The organism is Paraburkholderia sp. JHI2823 (assembly GCF_038900695.1).
Classification (GTDB): domain Bacteria; phylum Pseudomonadota; class Gammaproteobacteria; order Burkholderiales; family Burkholderiaceae; genus Paraburkholderia; species Paraburkholderia mimosarum.
The window spans coordinates 1-18,087 of sequence record NZ_JAYMRY010000023.1; the positions used below are offsets into that span (position 1 = coordinate 1).

Consider the following 18,087-nt stretch of genomic DNA (forward strand, 5'->3'; position numbering starts at 1 on the left):
GCCTTTCCTGCTTGAATCTTCCTTGCCGTGCGGCGCGGGTTTGGCGCACCTCAACGCGCGAGGCCGAGCCCCTGGAGTACCGCGCTGCCTTCGCTCGTTAGACGGATGCGCGTCGCGCCGGCGTCGTCCCGCACCTGCTCGACGAGTCCCGCTTCCTGAAGGATGGGAATCTCGGGTTTGGCGCGCGCATCGATCGGCGCGTGCAGCAGCAACAGGAGCGTCGCCAGCTCATGGTGGCTCAACAGGCGGCGCAGCAGGGTGCGGCGCGCGGGTTTCGCGGCGGCCGCAGCGGTGCTCGTCGCGGTGCTCGTGGCGGCGCTGGCCGGCGGGTTCTGCGGGTCTTGCTGGTTCACGGGACCTCCTGCGGCGTTCGTTTTCTGCTGGGTGGAGCGATGATGCGGACGAAGACTTAAGCGATTCTTAAAGCGGCCGGCGAAAATGTGTCACCGCGCTACAGCGCGTAACGCCGCGTAAGAGGATGTAATCGAACGCGGAAAGCGGCGGAAAAGCGGGGGCGAAAGGCGGAAAAAACGGGGCGCCGCGGAGTAGAAATTGGAAACTGACGCCCGCGACGGCGGCGAAAGCGAACCGTCAGGGCATCAAGGCGCGCAAGTCTTGCTCGCGCCCTCGATCCACAGGTTGGAGACGTGGCGCTTGCCGGCGTAATAGCGGTAGGTCGTGGCGCCATTGTCGCTGCGGATCTTGATGACGTTCGAGTCGCCGAACTCGAGCATCTGGCCTTGCGGCAGCGGCGACGTGGTGAAGCTTGCGCCGTGACGAGACGCTTCAACCGTCAGGCACGCGATCACGTCCTGGACTGACCGGTTAGTTGTGGAATCGATGACGGGCTGGCCAGCATCGGGATTGCTCTGAAACCATGCGCACGCGCCGAGCGTGAGCGAGAGGGCAAGGGGCACGGCGAGCTTCTTCATATTTCTCACTATCGACGAAACAGCCAATCATTATATCGGCCGCATCGGCCATCAAACCGCGAGGATGAAAAATGCCGCAAAACTGTCACGCACTGGGCATGCCTGTTGCGGCAGTGCGACGCGCGGGCGTAGCGCTAAATAGTGGCACGCAAGAACGTACGGAGCGAGATAGACTATCTGAAGGGTGCCGTCTGCAAATCTGACGTTGACGTCAGGAGAATACGTATGAATCGCCCATCGGTACGCTTTCCCGTTCGCGCCGCAGGCGCCGGCTCATTTTTCCGGTGGGTCAAGTGGGGATTCGTCGTCGCGTTGCTGGCCGCCCTCGTCATCATCGCGCGCGTAGTCCAGATCGAAATCGAGACTTCGCGCCTGCAAGCACGCTATTTATCCGAACTCACGCGTGACATTGGCTTTACCGTGGAAAACGGACCGAGCCACAGCATCCGCTTTCCGACCACGAACGGGCCGTACGACGTGCGGCTCGGCTATGCGCAATTGCCTACTTTCGAAAATCGGCTCGCGCAACGCGGCTTTGCGATCGCCGCGCAGGCGCGCGATTCCGATCGCATGATCGCGGTCGCCGACCAGGGACTTTTCCTGCCCTTCGGGGAAAAGGATCAGGCCGGAATCGTGCTGCACGACGCATCCGGCGCGACGCTTTTCCATACGCGTTATCCGCAGCGCGTCTACGAGAATTTCGACGCCGTGCCGCCTGTCGTGCGCGATTCGCTGCTCTTCATCGAAGACAAATACCTGCTGGCCCAGGACCAGCCCAACCGAAACCCGGCCATCGACTGGGGACGGTTTAGCCGCGCGCTCGTCGATCAGGGCGCGCGGCTCGTGAACCGACATCAGCAGACGCCCGGCGGCAGCACGCTCGCCACGCAAATCGAGAAGTTCCGGCACTCGTCCGGCGGCCGCACCGCCACGCCGCCGGAGAAGCTGCGCCAGATCGCCTCGGCTTCGCTGCGCGCCTATCTCGATGGCCCGCAGACCATGCCCGCGCGCCAGCAGATTCTCGTGCACTACCTGAACTCGGTGCCGCTCGCCGCCAAGCCGGGCGTGGGCGAAGTCAACGGTCTCGGCGATGGGCTCGCCGCCTGGTACGGCCGCGACTTCCGCGAGGTCAATCGCATCCTGCGCGCGCCGCTTTCGCCCGAAGCGCTGGACGAACAGGGGCTGGCGTTCCGCCAGGTGCTCTCGCTCCTCATCGCGCAGCGGGCCCCTACGTATTTCCTGCAAAAGAACAATGACGCACTCTCGAAGCTCACCGACAGCTATCTGCGCCTGCTCGGCGCTGGCGGCGTGATCACGCCGGCACTGCGCGACGCCGCGCTCGCCACGCAGCTCACGCTCGACCGCTCCAAGCCGTCGCAGCGCGCGCCGGTTTCCTTCGTCGAGCGCAAGGCCGTGCTGACGCTGCGCACCCAGTTGATGCAGGCACTGGGGCTGAAGACGCTCTACGACCTCGACCGCCTCGATCTCACCGCCACGGCCACGCTGGTCGACAGCGTGCAGCAGGCCGTCAGCGAACGTCTCGCCGATGCCGCGACGAAAGACGGTGCGCGCCAGGCGGGACTCGTCGGCTTCGAGATGCTGCGTCCGTCCGACGATCCTTCGAAGATCGCGTATAGCTTCACGCTGTTCGAGCGCAGCCACGGCGAGAACCTCGTTCGCGTGCAAACCGACAGCGTGAACCAGCCGTTCGACATCAATTCGGGGGCCCGCCTGAACCTGGGGTCGACTGCCAAGCTGCGTACGCTCGTGACCTATCTGCAGATCGTGAGCGCGCTGCACGACCGGTACGCGGCCGACGATGCGAAGTCGCTGCGCGCGATGCTGCCGCAGGTCGATCCGAGCGACGCGCTCACGCGCTGGGCGATCGACTATCTTTCGAAGACCTCCGACCGCTCGCTCCATTCGATGCTCGAGGCGGCCGTGGAGCGCAAATATTCGGCCAGCCCGGGCGAGACGTTCTACACGGGCGGCGGCGCGCAAAGCTTCAATAATTTCGAGTCGAGCGACAATTCGCAGATTCTCACGGTGCACCGCGCGTTCCAGCATTCGGTCAATCTCGTGTTCGTGCGGCTCATGCGCGATATCGTCCACTACGAGATGATCCAGACATCGGGGGCGCCCGCGCAATGGCTCGACGATCCGGCAGTGCGCAACCGCTTTCTCACGCAGTTCGCGGACGGCGAAAGCCAGGTCTACATGAAGCGCTTCTACACGCGCTACGCGGGCCAGAGCAACGACGAAGCGCTCGCGCTCCTGGTCCAGCGTACGCGCAAGGGCCCGGCGCGCATTGCCACCGTGCTGCGCAGCGTGAACCCCACTGGCTCGCAGGCCTGGTTCAACGCACAGATGCGCGCGCAACTCAAGCATACGAAGTTCGAGTGGCTCGACGACGAAGACCTCGCGCGCTACTACGAGAAGTACGCGATCGACAAATTCAACCTCAACGATCGCGGCTATATCGCGGGCATTCATCCGTTGGAGCTTTGGCTGCTGAATTACTTGCGCACGCACCCTGATGCGACGCTTGCCCAGGTTCAGCAAGAGAGCCGCGACACGCGCCTCTACACCTACAAGTGGCTCTTCAAGACGAAGTATTACGGCACGCAGAACCGGCGCATCCGCCGCATGATCGAGCTGCGCGCGTATGACGCGATCGGCAGGTCATGGCGCTCGCTCGGCTATCCGTTCGAAAGCATCACGCCTTCGTTTGGCGCGGCGATCGGCGCATCGGGCGACCGGCCCGCCGCGCTCGCGCAGCTCATCGGGCTCATCGCCAGCAACGGCCAAAAGCTGCCGACGCACAGCTTCGAATCGCTCGACTTCGCGCGCGGCACGCCCTACGAGACGCACTTCGTCCACGCGTCCACGGCGCCGCAGCCATTGGTCTCGCCGGAGATCTCGACAGTGGTGCGCGAGCTGCTGACTTCGGTGGTGGAGGGCGGCACGGCCAAGCGCCTCGCCGAGGGCATGACGCTCCCGGATGGCAAGACGCTGCCCGTCTACGGCAAGACCGGCACCGGCGATCAGCGCTTCAACGTCTATGCCCGGGGTGCGCGTTTGATCGAATCGCGCAAGGTGAACCGGAGCGCGACCTTCGTGTTCGTGATCGGCAATCGCTTCTACGGCACGCTCACCGCATGGGTGCATGAGCCGTATGCGGCGCGCTATACGTTCACGAGCGCGTTGTCCGTGCAACTGCTCAAGTCGCTCGCGCCGGTGTTGCAGCCGCTGCTCGAAGCCAGGTCCGGAGCGGACGGCGATGCGAAGCCTGATCCCGTGCACGCGGCGCAGCAGATGACGCTCATCGATCCGCAAACGGGTGAAACTCGCCGCGTGGTGTGGAACGGTAGTACGCTCGAATTGAACGAGGCTCGCTGAGCAAAATAATCGGGAATGCAAAGAAAAACGCGCGCTCGCCAAAAGGCGAAGCGCGCGTTAGCTTTTTCTGCCCTTCAGTATGCGTTGGGCGGAGGCGGCGATCCAGGGGGCGGCGGCGGCAGGTAGTGCTGCTGCGGCGCTGTCTGGAACTGCTGCTGCGGCGCCTGGAACTGCTGGGGTTGCGACATTGTCATGTTGCCCGGTGCCGGAATGCGGTTGCCCATTGCGTACATGCACTGCAGATAGGCGTAGTCGTAACGGCGCTGCACTTCCCACGCGGAGCCCTGTGAGCTGCCCATGCCTACCGCGCTACCCGTGAGCAGGCCCGCGCCTGCGCCAATGGCCGCGCCATGGCTGCCGCCGAACGCGGCGCCCGCGGCTGCGCCGAGGGCCGTGCCGAGCACGGCGCTGCCCACGCCGGCGCCGGTCGCCGCCTGGTTCGATGTGACGCCGCCCACCTGCTGGAAGGCGAACTGGCGGCAGTTGGCGTCGTCGGCGCGGAACTGGTCGAAGGTCTTGCCGGTGCCCGGCAGCGCCATGACGCTCGGCCCCGTGGGGGTCACGGCGCATGCACTCAGCAGCCCCGCGGTCGCGAGTAGCGAGAAATAGGTGTATTTCATGTGCGGCTCGATTTGATCAAGGTGTCAGTTCGAAGGCGCCGGCTGGGCCGGAACCGCGCGCCAGCCCGACGAGCATTCCTTTACATACGGATAGTAGGTTTTCGAGTCGTCGCAGTAATACCAGGTGTCGCTGTTTGGCTGCTGGGCCTCCATCTCGTTGCCGGGCCCCTGCGGATTCGTTGTTGGCGCGCCGGCTTGCGGCTGAGCCTGCTCGATGTAATCGGGCCCTTCGAACGGACCCGGTGCGACGACGACGGGCGCCGGGCCGTAATAGTAGGGCGCGGGCGCAACTGGGTAGTAATACGGCACGCTGCCGCCGATGAACACGCCGACGTGCCCTGCATGCGCGACGCCACCCACGCCGAGGAGCGCGACCACGGCGACCCCGAGTAACACTTTAGACCTGCTCACACACGATCTCCAGAAATGAGCGTGCTGGGGCAACGGCGCACGCCAGCCTGTTATTGAACGCTAAGACATCGTTGCCGCCAATGCAATTACGCAGATCGCGCTGATTTTTCCAGTTGTTACAGGACCGCGCGGAGCTGCGCGGACGCGAAAAGCCGGCCGGCGTGCGTACCTGCGGCAACGGCTTGCTTTGGGATCGAACTGGGGCGCAAACGACGAAAAACCCCGCTTCATTGCCTGCCTGCGCCGGCGGTGCGCGCCGTAATAATTGGACATCGGCGGCAAGACTGGAGGTTGCGCCGTTCGAACCACAGGGCGGCAGTTAGATTCGGATGTCTAATTATTAGGCGGCAGCGCGCGAAAAACACCGGTTCCTTGCCCATCGTCGATGGTTGACCTGGTCGTTATGACCGTAATGATCGATGACGCGGTTCCGCTCGAATTGCCGCAGGTCTTCACGCGCGGCGGAGCAAGCGGCGGACCGATCGCCCGCTCCGGCCGCTAGCGCGCCGAGCGTTCGCGCTCGAGCCGGCGCATCGCTTCGCCCACGTCCTGGCTGAACTGCGCGAGCGCCGCGAGTTCGAGGTTGGGCGGCTGCAGTGCCGACCACAGCGCGTCCACGAGGCGCTCCGCCGTGGCGTCGATGTCGGTGCGGCGGTTGGCGAGCGTCGCATCCCACAGCACGTGCTCCATCGGCCCGAACACCAGCGAACGCAGCAGGCGCAGCGGCAGGTCGTTGCGGATCTGCCCGCTTTCCTGGCCGCGCGCGAGCACGCGCATGAGCGGCGCGGTGTAGCGGCGCTGCATTTCCATGAGCGCTTCGCTCAGATCGTGGTGGCGCGTGCGGCCTTCCGAGAGCACCAGTTCGCAGATCCCGGTGCCGCTCTCCAGCATCAACTGCAGATGCATGCGCACGATGAAGGCGAACTGCTGGCGTACCGTGCCGTCGCGCGGCAAGCCGCCTTCGATTGCGGCGATGGATTCGTCATACCAGTCGCCGATCACCCGCGCGCACAACTCCCGCTTGCCGCGAAAGTAGCTGAACACCGTCGCCTCGGACACGCCAAGACGCTGGGCGATCTCGGCCGTGGTGGCGCGCGCGTATCCCTTTTCCGAGAACACTTCGCGCCCCGCCTGCAGGATCTCGCGCACGCGCTGCTGCGACTTGCGGCCCGCCGGCTGGCGGCGCGACGCGGGCAGGGCACTTTTCGGGGCGGTGGCTTGCATGTTGAGGGTTATTCAGTTTACGTCGGATTGAACTCGATTATCTGCGAAAGAACCAACGCCGGACAAGGAGATTTCATCCATGTGACAAGTTGAGCGTCACTCAGAAATACCTATTGACGTTAACGTAAATCTGGCGTGAAATGGGCGTCCATGGGGCGAAGCACGGCCCGGTTCGACGAAATCCTGGAGACAAACATGAGCAACGTACCTGGTTTGCAGTTCCCGCTCGGCGAAGAGGTCGAAATGCTGCGCGACAGCATCGCCAGCTTCGCGGCGAAGGAAATCGCGCCGCGCGCGGGCGAGATCGACCGCACCGACCAGTTCCCGATGGACCTGTGGCGCAAGTTCGGCGACCTGGGCGTGCTCGGCATGACGGTCTCGGAGGAGTACGGCGGCGCGAACATGGGCTACACGGCGCATATGGTCGCGATGGAGGAGATTTCGCGTGCTTCCGCCTCGGTGGGGCTCTCCTACGGCGCGCATTCGAACCTGTGCGTGAACCAGATCCACCGCAACGGCACCGAGGCGCAGAAGCGCAAGTACCTGCCGAAGCTCGTTTCCGGCGAGCACATCGGCGCGCTCGCCATGAGCGAGCCGAACGCAGGCTCCGATGTCGTGAGCATGAAGCTGCGCGCCGAGAAGAAGGGCGAGCGCTATGTGCTCAACGGCACGAAGATGTGGATCACCAACGGCCCTGACTGCGACACGCTGGTCGTGTACGCGAAGACCGATCCCGAAGCGGGCCCGCGCGGCATTACGGCGTTCATCGTCGAGAAGGGCATGAAGGGCTTTTCGGTTGCGCAGAAGCTCGACAAGCTCGGCATGCGCGGCTCGCATACGGGCGAGCTGGTGTTCCAGGATGTCGAGGTGCCCGAAGAGAACATCCTCGGCCAGCTCAACGGCGGCGTGAAGGTGCTGATGAGCGGGCTCGACTACGAGCGCGCCGTGCTGGCGGGCGGGCCCACCGGCATCATGGCCGCGGTCATGGACGCCGTCGTGCCGTATATCCACGACCGCAAGCAGTTCGGCCAGGCCATCGGCGAGTTCCAGCTCATTCAGGGCAAGGTGGCCGACCTCTACACGACCTTCCAGGCGTGCCGCGCGTATCTCTACGCTGTGGGCCGCCAGCTCGATACGCTTGGCAAGGACCACGTGCGCCAGGTGCGCAAGGACTGCGCGGGCGTGATTCTCTACACCGCCGAAAAGGCCACGTGGATGGCCGGCGAGGCCATTCAGATCCTGGGCGGCAATGGCTATATCAACGAGTATCCGGTTGGGCGTCTCTGGCGTGACGCGAAGCTCTACGAAATCGGCGCGGGCACGAGCGAGATTCGCCGTATGCTGATCGGCCGCGAGCTGTTCGCCGAAACGATGTAATCCCAAGCAACTCAGTGTAGCCAGAGGAGGACGGGATGCCCGTCATCGAATCGAAGCTCAATCCGCGCTCCGAAGACTTCAAGGCCAATGCCGCGGCGCTCGAAGCGCTCGTCGCGGACCTGCGCGAAAAGATCCAGAAGCTGTCGCTGGGCGGCGGCGAGGCCGCGCGCGACAAGCACCTCTCGCGCGGCAAGCTGCTGCCGCGCGATCGCATCGCGCAACTGCTCGATCCGGGTACGCCGTTTCTGGAGCTATCGCAGCTCGCGGCGTATGGCATGTACAACGACGACGCGCCGGGCGCGGGCATCATCACGGGCATCGGCCGCATCGCGGGCCAGGAGTGCGTGATCGTCTGCAACGACGCCACGGTGAAGGGTGGCACGTACTACCCGGTCACCGTGAAGAAGCACGTGCGCGCGCAGGAAATCGCGCAGGAAAACAACCTGCCTTGCGTGTATCTCGTCGATTCGGGCGGCGCGAATCTGCCGAACCAGGACGAGGTGTTTCCGGACCGCGACCATTTCGGCCGCATCTTCTATAACCAGGCGAATCTCTCTTCGCAAGGTATTCCGCAAATCGCCGTGGTGATGGGCTCCTGCACGGCCGGCGGCGCGTACGTGCCGGCCATGAGCGACGAGTCGATCATCGTGAAGAACCAGGGCACGATTTTTCTCGGCGGCCCCCCGCTCGTGAAGGCCGCGACGGGCGAAGAAGTGAGCGCCGAAGATCTCGGCGGCGGCGACGTGCATACGCGCCTTTCGGGCGTGGCAGACCATCTCGCGCAGAACGATGCGCACGCGCTGGCCATTGCGCGCTCGATCGTCGGCAACCTCAATCGCACGAAGATGCCTCCGGTTGCGCTGCGCGAACCGCTGCCGCCGCGCTACGACGCGAAGAGCCTGTACGGCGTGATTCCCGTGGATACGCGCAAGCCCTTCGACGTGCGCGAGGTGATCGCCCGAATCGTCGACGACTCGGCTTTCGACGAATTCAAGGCACGCTATGGCACCACGCTCGTGACGGGCTTCGCGCACATCTGGGGCCACCCGGTCGGCATCGTTGCGAACAACGGTATTCTGTTCTCCGAATCGGCGTTGAAGGGCGCACACTTCATCGAGCTGTGCTGCCAGCGCAAGATCCCGCTCGTGTTCCTGCAGAACATCACGGGCTTCATGGTGGGCCGCAAGTACGAGAACGAAGGCATTGCGCGCAACGGAGCGAAGATGGTCACGGCGGTGGCGACGGCGAAGGTGCCGAAGTTCACGGTCATCATCGGCGGCTCGTTTGGCGCCGGCAATTACGGCATGTGCGGTCGCGCGTATTCGCCGCGCTTTCTCTGGATGTGGCCGAACGCGCGCATTTCGGTGATGGGCGGCGAGCAGGCCGCGTCCGTGCTCGCCACGGTGCGCCGCGATGGGATCGAGGCGAAGGGCGGCAGCTGGAGCGCCGAAGAAGAAGACGCGTTCAAGCAGCCGATTCGCGATCAATACGAGCGTCAGGGCCATCCGTACTACGCTAGCGCGCGCCTGTGGGACGACGGCGTGATCGACCCGGCGCAAACGCGCGACGTGCTTGGCTTGGGTCTTTCGGCGACGATGAACGCGCCGATCGACGATACGCGCTTCGGCGTGTTCCGCATGTGACGCCGGATCGCGAGGAGATACACGTATGGAATACGAAACGCTTGCGGTAGACCTCGTCGGCCACGTGGCGACGGTCACGCTCAATCGGCCAGAAGTGCGCAACGCGTTCAATGAAGCGATGATCGCGGACATCACGGCTGCGTTCACGGCGCTCGGCGCGCGCGACGACGTGCGTGCGATCGTGCTCGCCGGCAACGGCAAGGCCTTTTGTGCGGGCGCAGACCTGAACTGGATGCGCAAAATGGCCGGTTACTCCGATGAGGAAAATCGCGCGGACGCATTGCGTCTCGCGCAGATGCTCTCGGCCGTCTATCGCTGCCCGAAGCCTGTCGTCGCGCGCGTGCATGGCGACGTCTACGCGGGCGGCATGGGGCTCGTGTGTGCCGCGGACATCGTGGTGGCCGTGGAAAACGCGCACTTCTGCCTTTCCGAGGCGCGCCTCGGGCTCATGCCCGCCACGATCGCACCGTACGTGATCCGCGCGCTCGGTGAGCAGGCGTCGCGCCGTTACTTCGTCACTGCCGAAGCGTTCGACTGTGCGACCGCACTTCGGCTCGGCCTCGTCAGCGAAGCCGTTGGCGCGGAGGAACTCGACGCAACCGTGCAGCGCATCACCGAAACGCTCTGCGCGAACAGCCCGAATGCCGTGCGCGAGTGCAAGCAACTCGTGCAGGACGTCGCGGGCCAAACGATCGACAACGCCCTGATCGAAGACACCGCCGTTCGCATCGCGCGCATTCGCGCGAGCGAGGAAGGGCGCGACGGCGTGTCGTCGTTCCTTGAAAAGCGCACGCCGCGCTGGCGCGCCGAATAACGCCACCCAGCGACATACGAGGACAGCACATGTTCAACAAGATCCTGATCGCCAACCGGGGCGAAATTGCATGCCGGGTTGCGGCGACCTGCCGGCGGCTCGGCGTGAAGAGCGTGGCCGTGTATTCTGACGCCGACGCGAACGCGAAGCACGTCGCGGCCTGTGACGAAGCCGTGCATATCGGCGAAGCGGCTGCCGCGCAAAGCTACCTGCGCATCGAGCGCATCATCGAGGCTGCGCGCGCCACGGGTGCACAGGCCATTCACCCTGGCTACGGTTTTCTTTCGGAGAACGAAGACTTTGCCCACGCGTGCGAAGCGGCGGCCATCGTGTTCATCGGGCCGCCGGTCGAGGCAATTGCGGCCATGGGTTCGAAGGCGGCCGCGAAGGCGCTCATGCACGCGGCGGCCGTGCCGCTCGTGCCGGGCTATCACGGCGACGAGCAGGACGCGGCGCTCCTGCAGCGCGAGGCCGATGCGATGGGCTACCCCGTGCTGCTCAAGGCGAGCGCGGGCGGTGGCGGCAAGGGCATGCGCGTGGTCGAGCGCAGCGAGGACTTTGCGGCGGCGCTCGCCTCGTGCAAGCGCGAGGCGGCGAGCAGCTTCGGCAACGACCGCGTGCTGATCGAAAAGTACCTCACGCGGCCGCGCCACGTGGAAGTTCAGGTGTTTGCGGACAAGCATGGCGGGGCGGTCTACCTGTTCGACCGCGATTGCTCGGTCCAGCGCCGTCACCAGAAAGTGCTCGAAGAGGCGCCCGCGCCGGGCCTCGAAGACAAGGTGCGCCGCGCGATGGGCGAAGCAGCCGTGGCCGCGGCGCGCGCGGTGCGCTACGTCGGCGCGGGCACCGTCGAGTTCATCATGACGGGCGCGGACTTCTACTTCATGGAGATGAACACGCGCTTGCAGGTCGAGCACCCCGTGACGGAAATGGTCACGGGCCTCGATCTCGTCGAATGGCAGTTGCGCGTGGCCGCGGGCGAACCGCTGCCGCTCGAACAATCGCAGCTGGCCATCACAGGCCATGCGCTGGAAGCGCGTATCTACGCGGAAAACCCGGCGCGCGGCTTCCTGCCCTCCACCGGCACGCTCAAGCATCTGCGCATGCCTGAAGGCGTCGAGTTCCGGATCGGCGAGGCGGGCCAGCGCGCGCATGTGCGCATCGACAGCGGCGTGCGCGAAGGCGACACGATCACGCCGTTTTACGATCCAATGATCGCCAAGCTGATCGTGCACGGCGCGACGCGCGAGGACGCGCTCGCGCGCATGAAGCGCGCGCTCGAAGCCTGCGAAGTAGTGGGGCCGCATACGAACGTCGAATTCCTGCACCGGCTCGTGGCCTGCGAGCCGTTCGCGAACGCCGATCTCGATACGGGCATGATCGAGCGGAACCACGACGCGCTGTTCGCCCCGCGCCAGAAGCCGGTGCGTGAAGCGCTCGCGCTGGCGTGCGCGGCGTTGCTCGGCCGCGAAGGCGCGGCCGCAAGTAGCGCGTCGCCGTGGCAGTCGCTTTCGCATTGGCGCTTGAACAGCGGCTTCGCACAATCGCTCACGTGGCGCGATTTCGATGGTGACACCGCGTTCACGGTGGCGCATACGCATGACGGCGCAGAGCAGTCACTCGGTTATGCGGGACACGAAGCGCGTTATACGTGGTGGCGCGGCGAAAGCCCGGACGAATACGGCGTGACGATCGGCGAGCGTCGCGTGACCGGGCGCGTGTTCGTCGACGGCGACGTGTTCCACGTGTTTTGCCTCGGCACGGCAATGGCGTTCGAGTGGCAGAACCTGCTCGCGCACGCCGCCGATGCGGAGCACGGCGAAGGCCGCCTGACCGCGCCCATGCCGGGCAAGGTGATCGCGGTGCTGGTAGAGCCTGGTGCCGTGGTCGAGAAAGGCGCGCCGCTCATCGTCATGGAGGCGATGAAGATGGAGCACACCATTGGCGCGCCGACGGCTGGTAAGGTTACCGAAGTATTGTATGGCGTGGGCGACCAGGTGACCGACGGCGCGCAACTGCTGGTGCTCGAAGCCGCCTGAAGCTGGCTTGACCGCAGCCTTGGGGAGTTCTCGTTGGCCTCCCTGCGGCCGAAGAACGACGTGACAGTTGTGCCCTGGGGCGCTCCAGCTTTGATGGAGCGCCTTCTTTTTGCGTGCTTGACAGGCCTGCGGGGAAAGTCGCGGCGTTCAACGTGCTTTCGTTTGCGCCGCGAGCAGTTGCCCATGCCGCGCTTCCGTAGCATCGTCGGCGGGGAACATGCATTCGAGGCGCAATTCCTGCGCGGCGATGTATTGCGGCGTACCCACTGTCGTCACCATCGAAAAATAGCGAAGCACGGTGCTTTCGTAGACGAAGCTCAGTGGAATGACCGGCATCGTCGGCGTGCTGGCCGATCCGTGATGTGCCTTCCAGTCGGACGGCACGTCGGGCCAGGCGAGCAATTCGTCGAGCAGCGTTCTCGTTTCGTCGTCGATCACGCGGCCAACCGCCTCGCGATGCACGCGCTGCAGCAGGCTGCGCGAGACATTCTCCCAATCGGCGAGGAATGGACGCATGCCCTTTGGATCGAACATCAAATGCAGCAGGTTGCGCCGGCCTTCGCGCGCACCCATGTCGATGAAATGGCCGAAGAAGCGTCGCGCTGCGTCGTTGGTCATCAGCACGTTCCAGTGGCGGTCCATGACGATAGCCGGAAACGGTTCGTTCTGGCGGATGACACGCTCGAGCGCACGGACCACGTGCTGCATGTCCTGCGCGTTCCACGGCGCCTCCGAATACACGGGAGCGTATCCCGCCGCGAGGAGCAGGGCGTTGCGCTCGCGCAGCGGTACGTCGAGCGTCTGTGCCAGGGTGAGCAGCGTGTCACGGCCGGGTACGCTGCGCCCGCTCTCTATGAAGCTGATCTGTCGCTGCGAGACTCCCGCCTCGAGCGACAGATGCAGCTGACTCACGCCACGCAAGTCCCGCCAATAGCGCAGCAAGGTGCCAAGCTCATGCTGCGGCGCTTTGGCTTCGCGATGCGTGACGTTCATCGGTTTTCCCCGCTTGAAATGAACAACGGTAGCCGATTCAGGCTGCGTGCGCACGCCAGACGAATTTCTCGAACTGCGCTTCGAGCGCAGGGTGTGTCACGCTTGCCGCGTAGTTCGTGATGGTCGACGCGGCAACCACCGCGATGACCTCGAGAAGCTGCTCGGCGCTGAACCCCGCTTCGAGAAAACGCTGCTGGTCCGGGCCGGAAAGGCGGCCGCGCTTTTCGATCAAGGTGCGCGCCAGTGCGGACAAGGCGGCCAGCGCGGTGTCTTCGGGCAGGCGAGCGTGGCGGATCGCATCGACATCGCCGTGGCTCACGCCTTCCTTCAACGCGAGCGCTGTATGAAACGCGACGGGCCACTCCGATGCGTTCGTGACCGCGTTGGTCAAAAGCACTGTCTGGATCTGCGGCTCGGTGAGGCTGCTTGCGTGTACTCGCTGGAACACGCCGATGAAGGCGTTGATCAGCACGGGTGAGTTCGACATTTTCGCCGCGATGTTCGGGACCATGCCGAACGATCGCTGCAGTTCCTGAAGCACGGGCTGCGATTGCACGGGTGCGGATTCGATGGTGTGCAGGGGGTAGGCGGACATGCTGGCTCCTGGGTTTAACGCTACCGGTTTGGCAGCGCGACAGCCGAAGAGTAGAAGCAGCGGCGCTCGCCGCCAATTACATGACATGTAATCGCGGCGACGCATTCACTGGGGCTCACGCATTGATGCCACGATTGCGCCCTTACAAAGCCGGTGCGGGAAAGGAACGGTAAGAAATGGTGCAAGTTTGCGGCCTCCGCGCTCCCAATGGTTCCGGACGTTGGCGAGGGCAAGCGCGGCGAAGGGGGCCATTTCGGCTACCTGCTACGCCAGGCGGGCGCGGCGCATCGTTTGCGCATGGAGCGCGTGCTCGCCGATCTCGGCATTTCGGGCGCGGATCTCGCGCGGCTCGCGGTGCTGACGCCGCAGACCGTGAGCGTGATCGTCGCGAATCTCGAGCGCAGCGGCGCGATCGTGCGGCGCCCGCACGCGGTGCACAGGCGCATTCAGCAGATCGACGTGACTGAAGAGGGTCGGGCGCTGCTCAAGCAGTGCCGTGCACGCGTGAAGAAACTGGAGGCGCGCATGGCCGCTGGCTTCACGTCCGCAGAGGAGCAGGTGATCCGCTCCGCTGGCTCGTGAGCGTCGCGAACGAAGAGGACAGTGGGGGCCAGGCCGGCGTCTTGACGGCTACTGCGATTCGCCCCGCGTTTGCGCGAGGCTGCATGAATGGTCGAGCAATCCTTCAGCGGTGCCGGTGCCATCGTCCACGTCGAGCCCGCTATTGACGACGAGCCAGCCGTCGCGCTGCGCATCGGGGCCAGCGCCTGTCACGAGTATCGTTTGCTGGCCCATGGTCTGCTGCGCGCCGAGATCGCGTGCGACCACGCGAAACGGATTGTCGCGGTCCGCAAGGCCCGTCACGCGCGTCACGCGGTAGCGCGAGCCGTCGAGCGTCGTCCATCGCCACGTTCCCGGCGCGATGTCGCTGTACGACGCGAGCGCTTTGGTGATGTCGGGGCGCATGCAGTCGACGTGGATGTGCAACTGATTTTGCGTGCGCCGCAGCGAGGAATTGATCTCGAGGCCCAACTGGTTGCCTGCGAGCGGCCTGCCGAGCTTCGCTTCCACGTGGCGTCCTGCCGCCCACGCGCCGACCCAGTACTCGGGCGCGCCGCCGTAGAGAATGTCGGGGCTCTCGATACCGGCCACGCGGTCGGTCGGAATCACGAGGTACTGCGCGCGCCCGGCGATATCCTTGAGCACTGCGTAGCGTTTCTGGAAATCGACGGTCGTGCAGGGCCCGGGCTTTCCCTTGTCGCGCATGTTCGGCACGCACTGCCCGCCCACGACTTTCCAGAGGCCGTTGGAATCGACCGCAGAGAGGCGCACGCAGGCACCGGTCGTGGCGAGCGCAACGATCGCCGCCGTGGCTACGGCGAGCCTGGACATCCGCGTGAAAGGGGCAAAGGGCAACGATCGCATCGGTGCAAGGTGTCGGGGTTTGTTTCTTCGAACGCGCCACGTGCGAAGCCTGCACGCGCCGCGGCTGGGTGGAGTAGCGCAGTGTAGCGCACCGGCCGTGACGGTTTCCCGAGCGATGCGGCTGCTGATTTACTTTCGGCGCGGATGAAACGTGACCGGCTGCGCGTTCGATGCGTCGGCGGCAGCTGGCGCCGGGCCGCATGTCGTGCACGTGCCGCAGCCCTCGCCGCAATCGCCGGTCGCGCTCCTCGGCTGCACGAAGCGGCCGAGCCACTGCGCGAACGCGCCGCGCTGCGGGCGCAGCAGCGCGGCGGACAGCGCGGCCTGGGCGCGCGTTGCCGTTGCTGGGGCGATCTTGCGCAGCGTATGGACCAAGCTCGCTGCTACGAGGAGCCCAATCACCGCATATTGCGCAACGAGTCCGGCGTTCATACGAAGTGCCTTGCGATCTGATACGTGACGAAGGACGCAGCGTAAGCCACGACGAACATATAGCCGAACGAAAGGGTGACCGCGCGCCACGAGCGCGTTTCGCGGCGAATGACAGCGAGAGTGGACATGCATTGCGGCGCGAACGCGAACCACACCATCAGCGAGAGCGCGCTCGCGAGCGAGAAGTTCTGCGCGAGCGTGTGGCCGAGCGCGGTAATGTCGGCGTCGCCGCCCGCCACCGAGTAGACGGTGGCGAGGGCGGCCACGGCCGTTTCGCGCGCGGCGAAAGCGGGGATCAGCGAAAGGCTCATCTGCCAGTTGAAGCCGAGCGGCGCGAACGGCCATTGCAGCGCGCGGCCCAGATAGCCGGCGATGGAGTAATCGATGGCGGGCAGCGTCGCGCCTTCGGGCGGCGATGGAAACGTGGAGATGAACCACATCAGCACCGTGAGCGCGAGGATGATGCCGGTGAGGCGCTTGAGAAAGATCGCGCCGCGCTCCCACAGGCCGATGGCGACGTCGCGTGCGCGCGGCAGCCGGTACGAAGGCAGCTCCATGAGCAGCGCGTGCTCGCGCCTGTCGCGGCGCAGTTTCTTCATGACCCAGCCGACGGCCATCGCGCCCGCAATGCCGGCGGCGTAGAGCGCGAAAAGCACGAGCCCTTGCAGGTTGAACACGCCGAAGATCGCGCGGTGCGGAATGAACGCGCCGATCAGCAGTGCATAAACCGGCAGCCGCGCCGAACAGGTCATGAGCGGCGCGACGAGGATCGTGGCGAGCCGGTCGCGCGGGTCGGAGATGCTGCGCGTGCCCATCACGCCCGGAATCGCGCACGCGAAGCTGGAGAGCAGCGGAATGAACGAGCGCCCCGTGAGGCCGACGGCCACCATCATGCGGTCCAGCAGGAAGGCCGCGCGCGGCAGATAGCCCGATTCCTCCAGCACGAGAATGAAGAAGAACAGCACGAGAATCTCGGGCAGAAAGCCGAGCACGGTGCCTACGCCGCCGAACAGCGCGTCGGTGACGAGGCTGCGCAGCGGGCCATCGGGCAGCGCCGCGCCGGCCAACGCGCCGAGCCAGGCGAAACCGTTGCCGATGGCGTCGGTGAGCGGCTTGCCGACCAGGTACACGGCCTGAAACACCAGAAACATCACGAACGCGAGAATCAGCGGGCCGAGCACGGGGTGCAGCGCGAAGCGGTCGATGGCGTCGTCGCGGGCGTCGGTGGCGCGCGGCATCGTCACCGCGCCCGCGAGAATTTCGCGCACCGTGCCATGCAGATCGTCGCCCGGCACCGCGCGCAGCGGAGGCGTTCGCGGCACATCCATGGTCGTGCGATCGATCAGTTCGATGAGCGCCTGTGCGCCGCCGCGCCGCACGGCCACCGTTTCTACAACGGGCATGCCGAGTTGGCGCGCAAGCTCGGCCACATCCACTTCGATGCCGCGGCGTTTCGCGGCGTCCATCATGTTCAGCGCGAGGACGATGGGGCGGCCCATGCGCCGCACTTCCAGGACAAAGCGCAGGTGCAGGCGCAGATTCGTCGCGTCGGCCACGCAGACGATCAGGTCCGGCGCGGCTTCGCCCGGATAGCGGCCGAGCAGCACGTCGCGCGTGACGCGCTCGTCCGGACTGGTCGATTCGAGGCTGTAGGCGCCGGGCAGATCGAGCAATCGCACGCGGCGGCCCGAGGGCGTGGCGAAGCGGCCTTCCTTGCGCTCGACGGTCACACCCGCATAGTTCGCGACCTTCTGGCGCGCGCCGGTCAGCAGGTTGAAGAGCGCGGTCTTGCCGCAGTTGGGATTGCCGACGAGGGCCACGCGAAGCGGAGCGACGGAATGGCTCATTGCGCGGACTCCGCGCCTGGCTGGATCGACACGCTCACGCGTTGCGCTTCCGCGCGGCGCAACGCAAAGCGGGTCGAGCCGATTTGCACGAGCAACGGATCCGCGCCCCACGGTGCGAGCGCAACCACGCGCAGAGGCTCACCGGGAACGAAGCCCAGATCGCGCAGCCGCTGCGCGATCGGGTCGGGCGCATGGATATCCTCGACTCGCTCCACGAGGGCGGTCGCTCCTTTGGACAGATCGGTCAGGCGCATCATCTTGATTTGGAGTGGCTACGAACGAATGAGAACCGTTCTCATTGTACCGACAGGACGACGCCGGTGGCGGCAAATGCGC

Annotated in this window: 17 protein-coding genes; 6 read left to right on the plus strand and 11 right to left on the minus strand. The window is 65.3% G+C overall.

Annotation, left to right across the window (positions count from 1 at the left end; translation table 11 throughout):
• Window positions 1-50: 50 nt before the first annotated feature.
• Together VSR34_RS22925 and VSR34_RS22930 are read right to left on the minus strand one after the other, a co-directional pair.
• Window positions 51-257 (minus strand): hypothetical protein, encoded by a 207-nt coding sequence (locus tag VSR34_RS22925; protein WP_042288491.1) that lies wholly within the window; start codon window positions 255-257, stop codon window positions 51-53.
• A 342-nt stretch (window positions 258-599) separates the two neighbouring features.
• Complete coding sequence (locus VSR34_RS22930) at window positions 600-932, minus strand: hypothetical protein (RefSeq protein WP_028209686.1); 333 nt, start codon at window positions 930-932, stop codon at window positions 600-602.
• Window positions 933-1,157: 225 nt separating this feature from the next.
• Between VSR34_RS22930 and VSR34_RS22935 the strand changes: the two genes are divergently transcribed.
• Window positions 1,158-4,331 (plus strand): transglycosylase domain-containing protein, encoded by a 3,174-nt coding sequence (locus tag VSR34_RS22935; RefSeq protein WP_081715797.1) that lies wholly within the window; start codon window positions 1,158-1,160, stop codon window positions 4,329-4,331.
• 74 nt (window positions 4,332-4,405) lie between these two features.
• Here the strand turns inward: VSR34_RS22935 and VSR34_RS22940 are convergent, their stop codons facing one another.
• The 3 genes from VSR34_RS22940 to VSR34_RS22950 all read right to left on the minus strand — a co-directional run bounded on the left by VSR34_RS22940 (window position 4,406) and on the right by VSR34_RS22950 (window position 6,586).
• Window positions 4,406-4,951 carry a glycine zipper family protein gene (locus VSR34_RS22940; RefSeq protein WP_028209685.1) on the minus strand — a complete coding sequence of 182 codons (546 nt, stop codon included), beginning with the start codon at window positions 4,949-4,951 and terminating at the stop codon, window positions 4,406-4,408.
• 24 nt (window positions 4,952-4,975) lie between these two features.
• Window positions 4,976-5,362: a hypothetical protein gene (locus tag VSR34_RS22945; protein WP_342963644.1), complete on the minus strand. Its 387-nt coding sequence runs from the start codon at window positions 5,360-5,362 to the stop codon at window positions 4,976-4,978.
• A gap of 498 nt (window positions 5,363-5,860) precedes the next feature.
• A complete protein-coding gene (locus tag VSR34_RS22950) occupies window positions 5,861-6,586 on the minus strand; it encodes a TetR/AcrR family transcriptional regulator (RefSeq protein WP_028209683.1) in 726 nt (241 codons plus the stop codon).
• Window positions 6,587-6,781: 195 nt separating this feature from the next.
• Between VSR34_RS22950 and VSR34_RS22955 the strand changes: the two genes are divergently transcribed.
• The 4 genes from VSR34_RS22955 to VSR34_RS22970 are packed head-to-tail and all read left to right on the plus strand — an operon-like array spanning window position 6,782 to window position 12,459.
• Complete coding sequence (locus tag VSR34_RS22955) at window positions 6,782-7,963, plus strand: isovaleryl-CoA dehydrogenase (RefSeq protein WP_028209682.1); 1,182 nt, start codon at window positions 6,782-6,784, stop codon at window positions 7,961-7,963.
• Window positions 7,964-7,998: 35 nt separating this feature from the next.
• On the plus strand, window positions 7,999-9,606 hold the full coding sequence (locus VSR34_RS22960; RefSeq protein ID WP_342963645.1) for a carboxyl transferase domain-containing protein: 1,608 nt from the start codon (window positions 7,999-8,001) through the stop codon (window positions 9,604-9,606).
• 25 nt (window positions 9,607-9,631) lie between these two features.
• Entirely contained in the window at window positions 9,632-10,420 is a 789-nt protein-coding gene (locus tag VSR34_RS22965) for an enoyl-CoA hydratase/isomerase family protein (protein ID WP_342963646.1), read from the plus strand.
• Window positions 10,421-10,449: 29 nt separating this feature from the next.
• On the plus strand, window positions 10,450-12,459 hold the full coding sequence (locus VSR34_RS22970; protein WP_342963647.1) for an acetyl/propionyl/methylcrotonyl-CoA carboxylase subunit alpha: 2,010 nt from the start codon (window positions 10,450-10,452) through the stop codon (window positions 12,457-12,459).
• Window positions 12,460-12,606: 147 nt separating this feature from the next.
• On the opposite strand, the gene VSR34_RS22975 is transcribed toward VSR34_RS22970, so the two are convergent.
• Entirely contained in the window at window positions 12,607-13,452 is an 846-nt protein-coding gene (locus VSR34_RS22975) for a helix-turn-helix transcriptional regulator (RefSeq protein ID WP_342963648.1), read from the minus strand.
• A gap of 37 nt (window positions 13,453-13,489) precedes the next feature.
• Entirely contained in the window at window positions 13,490-14,047 is a 558-nt protein-coding gene (locus VSR34_RS22980; RefSeq protein WP_342963649.1) for a carboxymuconolactone decarboxylase family protein, read from the minus strand.
• Window positions 14,048-14,254: 207 nt separating this feature from the next.
• Between VSR34_RS22980 and VSR34_RS22985 the strand changes: the two genes are divergently transcribed.
• The gene (locus VSR34_RS22985; RefSeq protein ID WP_342963650.1) at window positions 14,255-14,629 is read left to right on the plus strand and encodes a MarR family transcriptional regulator; all 375 of its coding nucleotides are present in this window, start codon (window positions 14,255-14,257) and stop codon (window positions 14,627-14,629) included.
• Between the two features lie 48 nt (window positions 14,630-14,677).
• Here the strand turns inward: VSR34_RS22985 and VSR34_RS22990 are convergent, their stop codons facing one another.
• The 4 genes from VSR34_RS22990 to VSR34_RS23005 all read right to left on the minus strand — a co-directional run bounded on the left by VSR34_RS22990 (window position 14,678) and on the right by VSR34_RS23005 (window position 18,008).
• Window positions 14,678-15,472: a CDP-diacylglycerol diphosphatase gene (locus VSR34_RS22990; RefSeq protein WP_028209676.1), complete on the minus strand. Its 795-nt coding sequence runs from the start codon at window positions 15,470-15,472 to the stop codon at window positions 14,678-14,680.
• 129 nt (window positions 15,473-15,601) lie between these two features.
• The gene (locus tag VSR34_RS22995) at window positions 15,602-15,904 is read right to left on the minus strand and encodes a DUF6587 family protein (RefSeq protein ID WP_342963651.1); all 303 of its coding nucleotides are present in this window, start codon (window positions 15,902-15,904) and stop codon (window positions 15,602-15,604) included.
• The gene (locus VSR34_RS23000) at window positions 15,901-17,751 is read right to left on the minus strand and encodes a ferrous iron transporter B (RefSeq protein WP_028209674.1); all 1,851 of its coding nucleotides are present in this window, start codon (window positions 17,749-17,751) and stop codon (window positions 15,901-15,903) included. The genes VSR34_RS22995 and VSR34_RS23000 overlap by 4 nt, the downstream gene beginning before the upstream one ends.
• The gene (locus tag VSR34_RS23005; protein WP_238327592.1) at window positions 17,748-18,008 is read right to left on the minus strand and encodes a FeoA family protein; all 261 of its coding nucleotides are present in this window, start codon (window positions 18,006-18,008) and stop codon (window positions 17,748-17,750) included. Before VSR34_RS23005 ends, VSR34_RS23000 begins: the two co-directional genes overlap by 4 nt.
• Window positions 18,009-18,087 lie beyond the last annotated feature (79 nt).